Origin of the sequence: Vibrio sp. J383 (genome assembly GCF_023503985.1) — a bacterium.
Taxonomy (GTDB): Bacteria; Pseudomonadota; Gammaproteobacteria; order Enterobacterales; family Vibrionaceae; genus Vibrio; species Vibrio splendidus.
The window spans coordinates 1072057-1088031 of the sequence record NZ_CP097293.1; the positions used below are offsets into that span (position 1 = coordinate 1072057).

14 protein-coding genes are annotated in these 15975 nt (G+C 44.9%); 1 reads left to right on the top strand and 13 read right to left on the bottom strand.

Translation table 11 applies throughout. The annotated features are described in order from the left end of the window. Positions 1-40: 40 nt before the first annotated feature. From M4S28_RS04780 to leuS, 8 genes are all read right to left on the bottom strand, one after another. Complete coding sequence (locus M4S28_RS04780; RefSeq protein ID WP_249632400.1) at positions 41-880, bottom strand: septal ring lytic transglycosylase RlpA family protein; 840 nt, start codon at positions 878-880, stop codon at positions 41-43. Between the two features lie 3 nt (positions 881-883). Beyond that, positions 884-2005, bottom strand: a complete 1122-nt coding sequence (gene rodA, locus M4S28_RS04785) for a rod shape-determining protein RodA (RefSeq protein ID WP_004735244.1) — start codon at positions 2003-2005, stop codon at positions 884-886. Then, positions 2005-3897, bottom strand: a complete 1893-nt coding sequence (mrdA, locus tag M4S28_RS04790) for a penicillin-binding protein 2 (protein ID WP_249632401.1) — start codon at positions 3895-3897, stop codon at positions 2005-2007. Before mrdA ends, rodA begins: the two co-directional genes overlap by 1 nt. A gap of 6 nt (positions 3898-3903) precedes the next feature. Continuing rightward, positions 3904-4374, bottom strand: coding sequence for a 23S rRNA (pseudouridine(1915)-N(3))-methyltransferase RlmH (gene rlmH / locus M4S28_RS04795; protein ID WP_004735246.1), 471 nt, complete (start codon positions 4372-4374; stop codon positions 3904-3906). A 3-nt stretch (positions 4375-4377) separates the two neighbouring features. After that, positions 4378-4695 (bottom strand): ribosome silencing factor, encoded by a 318-nt coding sequence (rsfS, locus tag M4S28_RS04800; protein ID WP_249632402.1) that lies wholly within the window; start codon positions 4693-4695, stop codon positions 4378-4380. Positions 4696-4759: 64 nt separating this feature from the next. Beyond that, the gene (gene holA, locus M4S28_RS04805; protein WP_249632403.1) at positions 4760-5785 is read right to left on the bottom strand and encodes a DNA polymerase III subunit delta; all 1026 of its coding nucleotides are present in this window, start codon (positions 5783-5785) and stop codon (positions 4760-4762) included. Between the two features lie 9 nt (positions 5786-5794). After that, positions 5795-6436 (bottom strand): LPS-assembly lipoprotein LptE, encoded by a 642-nt coding sequence (locus tag M4S28_RS04810; protein ID WP_249632404.1) that lies wholly within the window; start codon positions 6434-6436, stop codon positions 5795-5797. A gap of 180 nt (positions 6437-6616) precedes the next feature. Next, positions 6617-9193 carry a leucine--tRNA ligase gene (leuS, locus tag M4S28_RS04815; RefSeq protein ID WP_249632405.1) on the bottom strand — a complete coding sequence of 859 codons (2577 nt, stop codon included), beginning with the start codon at positions 9191-9193 and terminating at the stop codon, positions 6617-6619. A 265-nt stretch (positions 9194-9458) separates the two neighbouring features. Between leuS and M4S28_RS04820 the strand changes: the two genes are divergently transcribed. Continuing rightward, entirely contained in the window at positions 9459-9929 is a 471-nt protein-coding gene (locus tag M4S28_RS04820; protein ID WP_004735251.1) for a zinc ribbon-containing protein, read from the top strand. Between the two features lie 97 nt (positions 9930-10026). On the opposite strand, the gene lnt is transcribed toward M4S28_RS04820, so the two are convergent. The 5 genes from lnt to miaB all read right to left on the bottom strand — a co-directional run bounded on the left by lnt (position 10027) and on the right by miaB (position 15760). Then, positions 10027-11544: an apolipoprotein N-acyltransferase gene (gene lnt, locus M4S28_RS04825; protein ID WP_249632406.1), complete on the bottom strand. Its 1518-nt coding sequence runs from the start codon at positions 11542-11544 to the stop codon at positions 10027-10029. Between the two features lie 32 nt (positions 11545-11576). Further along, positions 11577-12467, bottom strand: coding sequence for a CNNM family magnesium/cobalt transport protein CorC (gene corC / locus M4S28_RS04830; protein ID WP_004735253.1), 891 nt, complete (start codon positions 12465-12467; stop codon positions 11577-11579). A gap of 120 nt (positions 12468-12587) precedes the next feature. Then, positions 12588-13049, bottom strand: coding sequence for an rRNA maturation RNase YbeY (gene ybeY, locus M4S28_RS04835; protein ID WP_004735254.1), 462 nt, complete (start codon positions 13047-13049; stop codon positions 12588-12590). Then, positions 13050-14171, bottom strand: coding sequence for a PhoH family protein (locus tag M4S28_RS04840; protein ID WP_004735255.1), 1122 nt, complete (start codon positions 14169-14171; stop codon positions 13050-13052). A gap of 164 nt (positions 14172-14335) precedes the next feature. Further along, complete coding sequence (gene miaB / locus M4S28_RS04845) at positions 14336-15760, bottom strand: tRNA (N6-isopentenyl adenosine(37)-C2)-methylthiotransferase MiaB (protein WP_004735256.1); 1425 nt, start codon at positions 15758-15760, stop codon at positions 14336-14338. Between the last annotated feature and the right edge of the window lie 215 nt (positions 15761-15975).

Here is a 15975-nt window from a genome sequence, read left to right on the forward strand (position 1 = left end):
ACACCAGAGCGCTGATTACCAGAAGTAACTGTTAGATTAATTAGCGGGTTAGTGTGTGTTTTTTTATATAAGCTGACGGGTAACCCATCAGCTTAACTTGTTCTAATTTCTCTTGAGTCAGAGCATAGTCATGAAATGGCCCAAGCATCAGACGGTAGTTGTCGTCATTTGGCTGCAAGAACGTTGCTACAGCTAGCTTTTCGCCTAGATCTTTGGCTAACTTCTCGGTCCTGTCTTCATGTGGAGAAGTGGCTACCTGAATAATAAATTGCGGCAAAGCGGCCTTTTTATTCGCGTCGGTTGGCATCGCCACGGTGATGACTTCTATCTCAACATTTGCGGTGCCTGTTCTCAAGACATCGAGCTTGTAAGCTGCCGCATAACTAAGGTCAATGATTCGGCCTTCGTGGAATGGGCCTCGGTCATTGATACGAACAATCGTCGTTTTATTGTTATCGGTATTCGTCACTTTTACATAGCTCGGAATCGGCAATGTTTTGTGTGCTGCAGACATGGAATACATGTCGTAGATCTCGCCATTTGAGGTTAAGTGGCCATGAAATTTCTTACCGTACCAAGATGCTTTTCCTTTCTCGGTAAACCCTTCGGTTTTTTTTACGATCTGGTAGTCTTCACCACGCAGAGTGTAATTAGTGTTACCACCTAAGCTGTAAGGTTCATACTGAGGGTGAGCATCCTCGAGATGCTCTACTGAGATAGGTGCATCCGGTGCAATATCTGAATCAATATCGTAGCGGCCTGTTGGTTGCTTTGAAGAACAACCATTGATTAAAATCGCTAGCCCTAAGATAGAGACTATTTTTTTGATTGGCAGCTCATCAACCAAGGATGCTTTTTTTGGAAAAGTTGTAATAGACATCGATTAGGTCGCCTTTGAGAATGCTTTTCTGTGTGTATGGATCGACATTAAAATACCAAAACCAGCCATAAGGGTAACCATTGAAGTACCGCCATAGCTAACGAGAGGTAGAGGAACACCAACCACGGGTAGAATACCGCTTACCATGCCAATGTTTACAAAGATATAAACGAAGAAGCTCAGTACAATACTGCCGCCCATCATTCGACCAAATGCTGTTTGCGCTTGGCTCGCGAGCACTAAACCCCGTCCAATAATGAATAGGTAGATAGCAAGCAAGAACAAAATACCAATCATGCCCCATTCTTCGGCAATTACCGCAAAAATGAAGTCAGTGTGGCGCTCTGGAATGAATTCCAGTTGGGATTGAGTACCTTGTAGCCAGCCTTTTCCTGATACACCACCAGAACCTATCGCAATCTTACTTTGAATGATGTGGTAGCCCGCACCTAATGGATCTGATTCAGGATCAAAAAGGGTTCTTACTCGTACTTTTTGATATTCACGCATCAAAAAGAACCATAATATTGGGATAAAAGCCCCTAACGCTATGGCGGCACTAGCAATGATTTTCCAACTTATACCAGCCAGGAATATCACGAAGATACCGGATGCGGCGATAAGGATGGATGTACCCAAGTCGGGTTGCTTAGCGATTAAAATGGTAGGTACAAACACCATCACTAGCGAGATCGCTAATGTTTGAAAGGTTGGCGGCAGTGATCGTTTACCGATAAATCGAGCCAGCATCAAAGGTACCGCAAGCTTTAATAGTTCAGAGGGTTGGAATCGAACAAAACCGAAATTTAACCAACGTTGGGCACCCTTAGATGCCTCACCAAAGAACAATACGCCCAAGAGTAAGATGACACCACCTGCAAATAACAGCGGGGCCAAGGTTTCATAGGTACGAGGCGAAAGTTGCGCTAAGAAGATCATGACACCTAAAGACAGCACCATACGCATTGCTTGGCGATCCATCATCGCAAGGCTTTGTCCGCTGGCGCTGTACATGATCAATAAGGCAAAGCCCATCAACACCAGAATACCGAGCAGTAATGGTAGATCGATATGGAGCCTTTCAAACAAGGCTCTATTTCGTCCAGTAGAAGGATCAAGTTTCATTATTTTGTTGCCTTACTTTCATCTTCTTCAGCGAGAATAATATGGTCTAATATTTTTCTAACGACAGGGCCGCCATTTGATGAGCCACCACCTGCGTTTTCTAATACGATAGTCACAACCGCTTCTGGATCTTCAAAAGGAGCATAACCAGTAAAGAGTGCATGATCGCGTAAATGCTCTGCGATTTCGTCCGCGTTGTATTCTTCGTCTTCTTTGAGACCGAATACTTGCGCAGTTCCTGATTTACCAGCGGTTTGGTAAGACATCTTTTGGAATGAACGTCTTGCTGTACCTTTCTTTCCGTGGTTTACCAGTCTCATGCCTTCTTGCGCGATATCCCAGTATTTCTGCTTAACACCAGTGATTGGAGGATAAGTTTCGATCTCTGATACCGTTTGGTCATCGAATAGCTGACTATTATCGATCGTCGCTCGTAATAGGTGAGGCGCTGTTACTTCACCTTCGTTGACCAATACAGACGTGGCTTTTGCGATTTGCATCGGTGTTGCTGTCCAATAGCCTTGTCCGATACCAACAGGGATGGTGTCACCTTGATACCAAGGCACACGGTGTCTTGCCATTTTCCATTCACGAGTTGGCATGTTGGCTTTACTTTCTTCGTAAATATCAATGCCAGTGTAGTCACCAAAGCCGAATAGCATCATCCATTGAGATAAACGATCGATACCTAGATCAAAGGAGATTTGGTAGAAGAAGGTATCAACTGATTCTTCAATCGCTTTCTCTATATCAACAACACCGTGTCCCCAGCGTAACCAGTCGCGAAACGGTTTGGTTTTAGAGTTAGGTATTTTCCAATAGCCAGGATCATTACGCGTTGTATTCGGTGTAATCACACCTTCTTGCAGAGCAGCAACGGCAATAAACGGTTTGATCGTTGAAGCTGGTGGATAAATACCCAATGTGGCACGGTTAACCAAAGGTCGATCTTTGTTCTGTAGTAGGGCGTTATAACCTTTAGAGGAGATACCATGCACAAATGCATTAGGGTCGTAGCTTGGGCTAGACACCATCGCTAACACGCCATTGTCTTTCGGATCGAGAACGACGGCAGAGCCACGGCGTCCATCGAGCAGTTTGTGCACATATAGTTGAAGATTGATATCTAAGTTAAGTACGATATCTTTGCCCGGAACCGAAGGGACAAATTTTAGAGTGCGGATCACTCGTCCTCGGCTGTTCACTTCGACTTCTTGATAGCCAGCGGTACCGTGCAGCATGTCTTCGTAGTAGCGCTCAATACCAAGTTTACCGATGTCGCGAGTGGCTTGATAATTGGCGTCTTTCTCTTCTCGTACTAAGCGCTGCATATCACGGTCATTAATGCGCGATACATAGCCAATAACGTGAGTCAGTACATCACCATACGGATAAAAACGTTTTAATGTGCCTGTTACCTCAACCCCCGGAAATTTATGCTGGTTTACAGAGAATACCGCAACTTGCTCTTCGGTGAGCTGATTTAGAATAGGTACTGACTTGAAGCGTCGTGAATGGCGGCGATCACGATTAAAACGCTCGATACGTTCAGGTGGAATCTCGATTAACGTTTGTAGACGGACGAGCGTGTCATCCATATCTTTGATTTTTTCGGGCGTAATTTCTAGGTTGAAAACTGGGCGGTTTTCGGCAAGAAGTACACCGTTGCGATCGTAAATTAAACCACGGTTAGGCGCGATGGGAACGACCTTGATACGGTTGTCGTTAGAGCGGGTTTTATAGTCCTGATATTGGTTGACCTGAATGTTGTACAGGTTAACAACCAACATCGACATCATGACTATGATCCCCGCAAACGCAACAAAAGCACGACTAGTAAATAGTCGTGCTTCTGCTTTGTAATCACGGATTTGGCTACGTTTACGTAACATTAACGCTTATTCTCGATGATAAGGGTGGTTAGCAGTGATGCTCCAAGCTCTATACAAGCTTTCAGCCATGATAACGCGTACTAATGGGTGAGGGAGAGTAAGCGCCGATAGAGACCAGCTTTGGTCTGCAGCCGCTTTACACGCAGGTGCTAATCCTTCAGGCCCGCCAATAAGGATAGAAACGTCGCGTCCATCCAACTTCCAACTTTCCAATTGTTCTGCCAGTTGTGGGGTATCCCACTTTTTACCTGGGATATCAAGCGTGACAATGCGGTTGCCTTTTGGCACTGCTGCCAACATTGCTTCGCCTTCTTTTTGAAGAATACGTGCAATATCAGCATTTTTACCACGTTTTCCCGCAGTAATTTCAATGAGCTCTAATGGCATATCATGAGGGAAGCGGCGTTTATATTCTTTAAAGCCTTCTTCGACCCACTTTGGCATTTTTGTACCAACTGCGATTAACTGGATCTTCAACGCTTAGCCCCAAAGTTTTTCTAGTTGGTACAGCTCACGATGTTCTTCTTGCATAACATGAAGCATGCTTGTTCCCATATCTAGAACAACCCATTCACCTTCTTGCTGCCCGTCCATGCCTAGTGGTTGCATACCAGCTTTACGCACTTCATCGGCAACGTGTTGTGCGATAGAGGCAACATGGCGCTTAGAGGTGCCAGTACAAACAATCATGTAATCAGTAACACTTGATTTGCCTTCTACATCGATAGTAATAATCGATTCTGCTTTCATGTCGTCGGCTTTGTCTGCAAGAAAATCTTTTAGTTCTTCACGTAACACGGGGTGTTCCTTTAATCTGAATTTAGCTTTTTAGGATCTGTTGACCCTAGAATATACCACGCTTTTATGCGTGAAATGGGATTGAAGCTGAAGGGATACAAAACTCTACGCTTAACTGATGAATTAGTGGCCAAGGCGACTGTTCATATTGAGTTTTTGTCATCAATTCGGCTTGAGTCAGCAACGCAAACAACGAATGTAATTGAGAAATCGAAACTCTTGTTAGCGCAGCGTTATAAAGAGGCTTCTTCGATTGCCAGATACGGTGTTTTTCGAATACTTGGCCGATCGGCATCTGTTTCATTTGTTGCTGCATTTGTAATAGCAAGGCAAGTTCACGTTGTATGCTACGCAGCAAAATGACTGGCTCTACACCTTCAGCTTCTAGTTGTCTTAGAATTCGTTGTGCACGATTACCTTTTCCAGCCAGTAACGCGTCACTCCAATGGAAGGGAGTAAAGTGGTTGTGGCGGCTCAGTGATTCTTCTAAGCGTACTAGGGTAAGTTTTCCGTCCGGGTATTGGAGCGCTAGCTTTTCTAGGCTTTGAGTGAGAGCAAACAGGTTACCCTCGTGCCATTGCGCCAGCATTTGAATCGCTTCAGGGTCTGGAGATAAGCCGATTTGACGGCAGCGCGCTTGGACAAACTGAGGCAATCGGCTGACATCTGGCGTTAGGCAACTGATCCAGTGACCCTGATTCGAAAGAGCCTTAAACCACTTAGCGCTTTCTTGAGCTTTGGTTAGCTTAGTGCCTACCAAGATCAGCAGGATATCACTGTGGGTATGCTCTGAGATTGCGAGTAGCTCTTTTGCGATTGCGGCATTGACGCCTGACTCTGGCAGCTCAAGCTCGATGATTTGACGGCTAGAGAACAGGCTTAATGCTTGAGTGCTGTCATAGACTTGATTCCAGTCCAGACTGTTATCAATAGCAAAGCGGTGACGTTCATCAAAGCCTTGCTGTTTTGCAACCTTTTGAATCGCTTCTCGGCTCTCTTGTAACAGAAGAGGCTCGTTACCGAAAATGAGGTAAACATTACTTAGCTGTTTAGCAAGTTGCTCTGATAAGCGGTCAGCAAAAATACGCATCAAATAAACCTATTGTTCAGCTGATTCGACGGGCTCTGTCGTTTCCGTAGAACTTGGATCTATTTCGACGTTCTTGATGTTGTATTGTTTCTCAAGCTCTTTCACTTGAACGTGTTCAAGCTGGTCTAGGTTCATACTATCAGCTGCAATGTTCGCTTTTAGTCGAGCCATCTGACGAAGGATTTGACTTGTTGCAAGCTTACGCATTTCATCTTCGATCATGTCTCGCTCAACAGATTTTGCGAGTGCCGTTAGCGGGTTATCTAGATAGCTGCGAGTTACGCTTGTTGAGAATGTTTTTGAACCAATCTCAGGGATGGTTACTCGGTAAGATGCATTGAACGTCAGCTCTTTTTCTGCCGCTCGAGTGTTTTGGTAAAGAGACAGAGTTCGCTCACCAACACTCTCACTAATAATGTGCAGGTTAGGTGTGTTCTCAGCGGGCGATACGATTTCTACATCATTCATACGTAGCTGACCTTTCATCATACGTGTAAACGTACTGTATTGGTCGTAACTGGTCACAGAGATCTTGTTGAGTTCTTCTGGTACAGAATAGTCACCACGCAGGTGGAAACCACAGGCACTCAGTAGGCTAACGGTTAAAACAACAACAGTAACTTTCAATGAAGATAGTGAAATCAGGCGCATTATTTGATGGCTCTCATGAAGGTAGAATACTTATTTAAAGGCTTTAGAGCTTTCGAATCGTAGGGCTCTGGGTCTAAAGCACTTAAATAAGTAGACAGGGCAATGTTGCACCCTGTCTAAAGACTGCTTTTGATGAATTAAGTTCGTTAATTCTTTAGCAATTGTACTGTGCTAACGAAATTAGTTAGCTACGATGTTTAGAAGCTTACCAGGTACGAAGATAACTTTACGGATAGTTAAGCCATCTAAGAACTTCTTAGCGTTCTCATCGTTTAAACCAAGTTCACGAACTTGCTCTTCTGTCGCGTCAGCTGCAACCGTTAGTTTCGCACGTAGCTTACCGTTGATCATGACAACGATAGTCTTCTCGTCTTCAACTAGCGCTTTCTCGTCAAACGTTGGCCATGTTGCTGAGTCTACGTTTGATTCACCAAGAGCAATCCACATTTCGTAAGAGATGTGTGGAGTCATTGGGTAAAGCATACGAACCACTGCTTTTAGCGCTTCATCAAGGATTGCACGGTCTTGTACAGATTCTTGTGGTGCTTTCGCTAGTTTGTTCATCAGTTCCATGATGGCTGCGATGGCTGTGTTGAACGTTTGGCGACGGCCGATATCGTCCGTTACTTTCGCGATAGTCTTGTGGATATCTCGACGAAGTGCTTTCTGGTCACCAGATAGCGCAGAAGCGTCAACAGCTTCAGCTGCACCCTTAGCAGAGTGAGCGTGAACCAGTTTCCAAACACGCTTAAGGAAGCGGTTTGCACCTTCAACGCCAGACTCTTGCCACTCAAGCGTCATGTCTGCAGGCGATGCAAACATCATGAATAGACGTACTGTATCAGCGCCGTACTTGTCTACCATCTCTTGTGGGTCGATACCGTTGTTCTTCGACTTAGACATTTTGATCATGCCTGAGTGTTCAACGTCGCGGCCTTGGTTGTCGACAGCTTTTTCAATGCGACCTTTTGCGTCACGGTCGATAGTCACGTCAGTTGGAGCAATCCACTCTTTCGTGCCTTTCTCGTTCGTGTGATAGAACGCGTCAGCCAGAACCATGCCTTGACATAGAAGCTGCTTGAATGGTTCATCAGATGTTACGTAACCCGCATCGCGAAGAAGCTTGTGGAAGAAACGAGAGTAAAGTAGGTGCATACAAGCGTGCTCGATACCACCAACGTATTGGTCAACTGGCAACCAGTAGTTTGCTTTCTCTGGATCTAGAATGTCATCAGCTTGTGGTGAACAGTAACGTGCGTAGTACCATGAAGACTCCATGAACGTATCGAACGTGTCAGTCTCACGTAGAGCTGGTTCGCCGTTGAATGTTGTTTCAGCCCAAGACTTATCTGCCTTGATTGGGCTAGTTACGCCATCCATTACCACGTCTTCTGGAAGAATGACTGGCAGTTGGTCTGCTGGTACTGGGTGAACTTCACCGTCTTCAGTGGTTACCATTGGGATTGGAGCACCCCAGTAACGTTGACGAGAAACGCCCCAGTCACGTAGACGGAAGTTTACAGTCTTCTTACCTTTGCCTTCAGCTTCCAGTTTCGCAGCAATCGCATCGAATGCTTCTTGGAACGCAAGACCATCGAATTCGCCAGAATCGAACAGTACACCTTTCTCAGTGTAAGCCGCTTCAGACACATCTAGCTCAGAACTGTCTTCAGGTTTGATTACTGGGATGATATCGATGCCGTACTTAGTTGCGAATTCGTAGTCACGTTGATCGTGAGCAGGAACCGCCATTACAGCACCTGTGCCGTAATCCATAAGAACGAAGTTAGCTACGTAAACAGGAACAACGCGACCGTTAAGAGGGTGGATAGCTGTTAGGCCAGTATCCATACCTTTCTTTTCCATCGTTGCAAGTTCAGCTTCAGCCACTTTGGTGTTACGACATTCTTCAACGAATGCTGCAAGCTCAGGGTTGTTCTGTGATGCTTTCTCTGCAAGAGGGTGACCTGCAGCGATACCAACGTAAGAAACACCCATTAGTGTGTCTGGACGTGTTGTGTACACTTCTAGCGGCGCTTCTTCACCGTTAACAGCGAAAGATAGTTCAACACCTTCAGAGCGACCGATCCAGTTGCGCTGCATGGTCTTAACCATTTCTGGCCAACCTTCAAGGTTGTCTAGATCGTCTAGCAGCTCTTGAGCGTACTCAGTGATCTTAATGAACCACTGTGGGATCTTCTTTTGTTCTACCGGAGTATCACAACGCCAGCAGCAACCGTCTTCTACTTGCTCGTTCGCTAGTACAGTTTGGTCGTTTGGACACCAGTTAACAGAAGAGGTCTTCTTGTAAACTAGGCCTTGTTCGTAAAGCTTAGTGAAGAACTCTTGTTCCCAACGGTAGTACTCAGGCGTACACGTTGCGAATTCACGTTTCCAGTCGTAACCAAAGCCTAGAAGTTTAAGCTGGTTTTTCATGTATTCGATGTTTTCGTAAGTCCACGGAGCAGGCGCTGTGTTGTTTTTTACAGCTGCGTTTTCTGCAGGTAAGCCGAATGCATCCCAACCGATTGGCTGCATTACGTTTTTGCCTTGTAGACGTTGGAAACGAGATACCACATCACCGATGGTGTAGTTACGCACGTGACCCATATGCAGTCGACCACTTGGGTACGGGAACATAGAAAGACAGTAGAATTTTTCTTTATTTGGGTCTTCACTTACAACGAAAGTCTCGCTGTCATCCCAGTGTTGTTGAACCTTTTGTTCAATCTCTTGCGGGTTATATTGTTCTTGCATCGATGGTATCCGGTTATCTTGGAATTTGTGAGTTCGGTTAGAACAGAATCTTACAGATCGTCATAGAATACCTAAAGGAGCTTAGTACAACAATAGTTATACCCTTCATACTTGCAGTTGCAGCACGGTTGATTGCGTAAATTCAACCAAATTACTTAGGACAGCTATACTTAAGGGTATGAATTGCATTTGTTTGTTAGGAACTGGTCGCTTAACTACGGCCCCGTTCACTAAGATAAAGCTTGGTCATCTTAAGGAGGTCGTTATGCCGAAGAAAAAAGCACTCTATGAAGAAGTCGTCGAAGAGGTGATAGAAACGCTGAAGCATAGTCCTGAAGAGCTTAACAACAAAATCGAAACGTCAGGTAAGTATGCGAAAGCAGCCAATGACATGACCAAAGATGAGCTCTCATTGATCTCGGCCTATGTGAAGTCGGACTTAAAAGAGTTTTCCGAAAGTTATGAAGAGAGTAAAGGTGGTCCATTTTATTTGATGATCACAGACTCTATTTGGCAAGGGTTGCTAGATATCACTGATCGCACTAAGGTGGAATGGGTTGAATTGTTCCAAGACTTAGAACATCAAGGGTTGTATCAAGCGGATGAGGTTATCGGGCTCGGGACGCTTGTCTGTGATGAGTGTGGACATCAAACCGAATACAACCACCCGACCAATATCATTCCATGTATCAAGTGTGGGGCGACAGGGTTTAGCCGTAAAGCACTTAAGCCGTAAACACTATAGCCATAGCACCATCAACTTTACACCGCAGCAATAAAAAAGGGTTGGCCCAATCAGCCAACCCTAAAATCACTTTCTTCGAATTTCTAATCTAGCTCTTTGGCTTTCTAATTACCCAGCCAATCACCAAGCTGAGCATCGCCCAGATATACAGTGGCCAAGTACCAACTGCGTGAAAAGGCGTTTGCCCATCAGTTGAAATGAGATCAGCTTTTAATACGGCCGTTTCAAACTGAGGTATTTGCTTGATGATGTTGCCTTTGTAATCGGTTACTGCCGTCACACCATTGTTGGTCGAGCGAATAACGGGCTTACCAAGCTCCAGAGCACGCATCTGTGCGATTTCCATATGTTGCAGTGGGCCAATCGAACGACCAAACCACGCATCGTTAGAGAGCGTTAAAATAAAGTCCGTCTCATCAGTCACGCTTTGTCTAACTTGATCATTAAAGACGATCTCATAACACAACGCAGGCGCTAAGTGACGGCCATTTGCCACGATGTTTGGTTGAACAAAATCGCCACGGCTAAATGATGACATCGGCAAGTTGAAGAACGGTGCCAATGGGCGCAAGATATCTTCAAACGGCACAAACTCACCAAATGGCAATAGGTGATGTTTATGGTAGCGTTCGTCTGGATCGTAGCTGTATTCACCGTATGGATTGACACCTAGAGAAAGAACGCTGTTGTAGTACTTCTTATCTTCAGACTGATTGAGTACGCCAGTGATGATTGAGCTGTTGTTCATCTTCGCTGCGCTATCTAAGTTACGTAAGAAAGATGGAATCTCAACTTCGAATGCTGGAATAGCGGCTTCAGGCCAAATGATGATATCGGCATCCCAGTTTTCTCTACTTAGATCTGTGTACTTCATCATCGTAGGCCAGCGGTGGCTTGGTAGCCATTTACTGTCTTGATCTACATTGCCTTGAATCAATACCACTGAGGTTGTTTTTTCAGGGTTCGGTGTCACCCAATCGATATTTCGAATGCCAAAACCTGCACTGAATACGATCGCAGGGATGATGCCAACACTCCATGCTTTGTTGATAACCATATAAGCGAGTGCAGATGCAGAGACAATGACTGCCAGAGTAATTAACTCGACACCGCCAATCGGTGCAAACGAGCCTAGTGGAGAATCGATTTGGCTGTAGCCAAGCCAAAGCCAAGGAAAGCCCGTCATTACCCAACCACGCAGCCAATCACTGATTAACCACAATGCAGGAGCCGCGAGGAAAAAGCGACTTAGGTTATTAGCAGGGAAGTACTTGTTTAAGCTCCAGGTAAATAGGCCTGAATAAACCGCTAGGTAGCCAATGAGCAATGCCATCAAAAACAGGTTGGCTGCCAGTGGCATGCCGCCAAAATGATCGATGCTGACGTATACCCAGCTGATACCTGTTGCGAATTGGCCTAAACCCCATCCGTAGCCAATCCAAAGCGCACTTTTAGGAGAACGGTTGTGGATCAGTAACAGCAACAAAGTTGGGCTGATAATAGCAAGAGGCCATATTGAATACGGAGCGAATGAAAGGGTTGTTATAGCGCCAACAAAAACGGCCGCAAGCGGCCGTAATAGGCGATGAATAAAGGTCTTAGTCATCTAATTTCTGTCATCTCTTTAGAGAGAAGTTGTTATTCTTCGATAGTCGGAAGAGGCTGCTCGTCAGGGATGGTTACCTGTAGCTGAATCACACGACGGTTATCTGCGGATGTTATTTTGAAATGGTAGTTTCCGATTTCTACAATTTCGCCACGAACAGGCAGATGACCGAGTGCTGTCATTACCATACCACCCACAGTATCAACTTCATCATCACTAAAGGAAGTGTTAAACGTATCGTTGAACTCTTCAATGGTGGTTAAAGCTTTAACCGAATAGGTATGCTTACTCAGCTTACGAATATCTAGCTCTTCTTCATCGTCGAACTCGTCTTCAATTTCACCAACGATTTCTTCGAGGATATCTTCAATGGTTACTAGGCCAGAAACACCGCCAAACTCATCGACAACGATAGACATGTGGTAACGCTCTTCTTGGAACTCCTTGAGCAGGCGATCAACTCGCTTACTTTCAGGAACAACCACGACAGGGCGAATCACTTGTTCGATATCAAATGGGGCACTTTCTGAACCCAAATACTTAAGTAGGTCCTTCGCTAATAGAATGCCTTCAACATGGTCTTTATCTTCACTGATCACTGGGTAGCGAGAGTGTTGAGCATCAGTAATAAGCGCAATCAATGTATCTAAATCATCGGTGCGTTCAACTGTAACCATTTGAGAGCGAGGCAGCATGATATCGCGTACTCGCATCTCTGAAATTTCCATAACACCCTCGAGCATGTCGCGCGTGTCGTGGTCAATTAGGTCATTAATTTCTGAGTCGCGGATTACATCTACGAGCTCTTGGCGATCTTTTACTTCACCTTGAAATAGTTGGCCTAGGCGTTCAAAGAAGGACTTTCTACTCGGACCTTCAGATTTTTTACTTCCCTCAGAAGTGGGGGGGTTACCTTCGTTCATGATTTCTCAAAAAATAACGCTATCAGAAGTGTGATAGCACACGTTACAACTCAGATTCCTGCGAAAATCACAGGTTCGATGAGTTATTGTTTCTCTGCAACCTACTTTACTAGAATCAATTTACTTTTCTAGAATATACGGGTCTTCAAACCCCATAGTTTGCATGATTTCTGTCTCGAGTGACTCCATCTCTTCAGCTTCATCATCTTCGATATGATCATAACCTAGCAGATGCAGACTGCCATGTACAACCATATGAGCCCAGTGTGCTAGCAGAGGCTTATTTTGCTCTTCTGCTTCTTTTTCGACAACTTGGCGGCAGATAATGAGGTCACCCAGTAGATCTAATTCCATTCCTGGTGGTACTTCAAATGGGAAAGACAGCACGTTAGTTGGCTTATCTTTTCCACGGTAGTCATGATTGAGCTGGTGGCTCTCTTCTGTATCAACAATACGAACGGTGAGCTCGGCATTCTCTTGAAACTGAGGAATTGTTTTGTCCAACCAAAGCTGAATATCTTGCTCAGTTGGAAGCCCTTGCTCATTTTCGACCGCTATTTGCAGGTCTAGTTCAATAGACATCTATTTATCACCTTGTTCTGTAATTACAGAGCTATTTTGTGTTGCTAATTGTGTCGTAACGGCTTGCTGAGCTTCAAGAAGTTTGGCTTCACGCTCTTCACGTTTGCGCTTTTCAAACTCTTTGCGTTCTTTCTGGTCTTTTGCTTCCCACTTCTCGTACGCATTCACGATACGAGCAACGACAGGGTGGCGAACGACGTCTTCAGACATGAAGAAGTTAAAGCTAATGTCATCCACTTCGTTGAGTACTTCAGTTGCATGACGCAGACCTGACTTAGCTCCACGAGGTAAATCGATTTGCGTAATATCACCTGTGATCACGGCGCGTGAGTTAAAACCGATACGGGTTAAGAACATCTTCATCTGTTCTACCGTGGTGTTTTGGCTCTCATCAAGAATGATAAACGCATCATTTAATGTACGACCACGCATGTAAGCCAGTGGTGCAACTTCAATCACGTTGCGCTCAATCAGTTTCTCAACACGCTCGAAGCCAAGCATCTCAAATAGTGCATCGTAAAGTGGACGCAAATATGGGTCTACTTTTTGGCTTAAATCACCCGGTAGGAAACCAAGCTTCTCACCGGCTTCAACAGCAGGGCGAGTCAGTAGGATTCGGCGAACCTCTTGGCGTTCAAGTGCATCAACCGCAGCCGCAACAGCTAAGTACGTTTTACCAGTACCAGCAGGTCCAATACCAAAGGTGATGTCATGAGTGACCATGTTCATTAGGTATTGAGCTTGATTTGGTGTGCGTGGTTTGATGACGCCTTTTTTAGTCTTAATGGTCACTTCTTTGCCGTAGTCGATTTCAGACTCGACCTGTTGCTCCAAAATACCAGACTCAGTGACCGCCAGATGCACTTGCTCTGGTTCGATATCGATTATGTTGCCTTTAACTGGAGCCGTTTCAACATAGAGGTGTTTGATGATGTCTAAAGCTGCGGCAGTTGTGTGAGGCTTACCGACAATGGTGAAAAAGTTGCTACGGTAATTAATCTCTACACCCAGACGACGCTCAAGGTGCTTGATGTTGTCGTCGAATGGTCCGCATAAACTTGCCAAGCGCTTGTTGTCTGCTGGCTCTAGATTTATCTCTAAGGTAACGATTTTATTGCTCAAATTAGCCTCTCATTTTGTGCCACTCACTCTTAAATAAAAAAAAGAGCAAGAAGCCCGATTTAGACCGGGCTTCTGGATGGTGATATCCCTATTTCTAAGATGGTCACTTAGTTAGGTAATTTCAAGCTTTGTGTTTGCGCTTTGTGCTCAAACAGTTGTATTGGCTATGGCGTAAATGTTGCTACACCTAGCTCGTCTTCACGTTTTGTTTTTTCCATCATTTCTGCTGGAGTCATTACAACGCGTAGACCCATGTCTTTTTCTGTGCGAACTAGCTCACCACGTAGTGAGTTGGTGTAAACCTCAGTGATCTTCACATCTACGAACTGTCCGATAAGATCAGCAGAACCTTCAAAGTTCACAACACGGCTGTTTTCAGTACGGCCACGCAGTTCCATTAGATTCTTTCTTGATGGACCTTCAACAAGGATACGCTGCTCTGTACCTAGCATTAGGCGAGAGAAACGCATAGCTTGTGTGTTTACTGTCTGTTGCAGCTCCCACAGGCGATCTTTCTTCTCTTGTGCTGGTACATCACATGGGTAATCTGCGGCAGGTGTACCTGGACGAGGAGAGAAAACAAAGCTGAAGCTCATATCGAAATCAACTTCTTTAATTAGCTTCATTGTATCTTGGAAGTCTTGCTTAGATTCACCAGGGAAACCAACAATAAAGTCTGAGCTGATTTGAATATCAGGACGAGCTTTACGCAGTTTGCGGATAATAGACTTGTACTCGATTGCCGTATGCGGGCGTTTCATCATCGTAAGAATACGGTCACTACCACTTTGTACTGGCAAGTGTAAGAAGCTCACTAGCTCTGGCGTATCTTTGTAAACTTCAATGATGTCATCACCAAATTCAAGCGGGTGGCTTGTAGTGAAACGAATACGGTCGATACCATCGATAGACGCAACTAGGCGAAGTAGTTCTGCAAATGTGCAGATGTCGCCTTCGTAAGTAGGGCCACGGAATGCGTTTACGTTTTGGCCTAGTAGGTTTACTTCGCGTACGCCTTGCTCTGCCAGTTGTGCAACTTCGTAGAGTACATCATCCATTGGACGGCTAACTTCTTCACCACGAGTATATGGCACAACACAGTAAGTACAGTACTTAGAGCAACCTTCCATGATAGAAACGTAGGCTGTTGCGCCGTCTGCTTTAGGTTCCGGCAAGTTATCGAACTTTTCGATCTCAGGGAATGAGATATCCATTACTGGCTTTTCGTTAGACAGTGATGACTTAATCATCTCTGGCAGACGGTGTAATGTTTGTGGGCCAAAGATAACGTCTACGTACGGTGCTCGTTGACGAATGTGATCACCTTCCTGAGTTGCTACACAGCCACCCACACCGATCACCACACCTTCTTTTTTATCTTTAAGCGTTTTCCAACGACCAAGCTGGTGGAATACTTTTTCTTGCGCTTTTTCGCGGATAGAACAAGTATTCAATAGTAGTACATCTGCTTCCTCAGGTACTTCAGTTAGCTCATAGCCATTTGCAGCGTTAAGCAGGTCGGCCATTTTTGATGAATCGTATTCATTCATCTGACAGCCCCAAGTTTTAATTAGCAGTTTCTTACTCATTATATGTTCGCTCGATCGTTAGTTTAATTTAAGGGAGCAAATCGCCCATTATTCATCCGCCAGCATTGTTTGTCATAATTAGGTATTCAATTTTATGACTGGCTCTAGCGGCAAGCGGCGTATTGTACTGGTTTCAAAACCGACTGACTAGTAGTCTGAACAAATCTCTTATGTAGTGGTTTTTATTATTGTTAACGCCATATACCATAAGGGAT

Coding starts and splice junctions, on each gene's coding strand:
- M4S28_RS04780 (WP_249632400.1), bottom strand. CDS start 880: ATGTCTATTACAACTTTTCCAAAAAAAGCATCCTTGGTTGATGAGCTG.
- rodA (WP_004735244.1), bottom strand. CDS start 2,005: ATGAAACTTGATCCTTCTACTGGACGAAATAGAGCCTTGTTTGAAAGG.
- mrdA (WP_249632401.1), bottom strand. CDS start 3,897: ATGTTACGTAAACGTAGCCAAATCCGTGATTACAAAGCAGAAGCACGA.
- holA (WP_249632403.1), bottom strand. CDS start 5,785: ATGCGTATTTTTGCTGACCGCTTATCAGAGCAACTTGCTAAACAGCTA.
- M4S28_RS04810 (WP_249632404.1), bottom strand. CDS start 6,436: ATGCGCCTGATTTCACTATCTTCATTGAAAGTTACTGTTGTTGTTTTA.
- leuS (WP_249632405.1), bottom strand. CDS start 9,193: ATGCAAGAACAATATAACCCGCAAGAGATTGAACAAAAGGTTCAACAA.
- M4S28_RS04820 (WP_004735251.1), top strand. CDS start 9,459: ATGCCGAAGAAAAAAGCACTCTATGAAGAAGTCGTCGAAGAGGTGATA.
- lnt (WP_249632406.1), bottom strand. CDS start 11,544: ATGACTAAGACCTTTATTCATCGCCTATTACGGCCGCTTGCGGCCGTT.
- corC (WP_004735253.1), bottom strand. CDS start 12,467: ATGAACGAAGGTAACCCCCCCACTTCTGAGGGAAGTAAAAAATCTGAA.
- ybeY (WP_004735254.1), bottom strand. CDS start 13,049: ATGTCTATTGAACTAGACCTGCAAATAGCGGTCGAAAATGAGCAAGGG.
- miaB (WP_004735256.1), bottom strand. CDS start 15,760: ATGAGTAAGAAACTGCTAATTAAAACTTGGGGCTGTCAGATGAATGAA.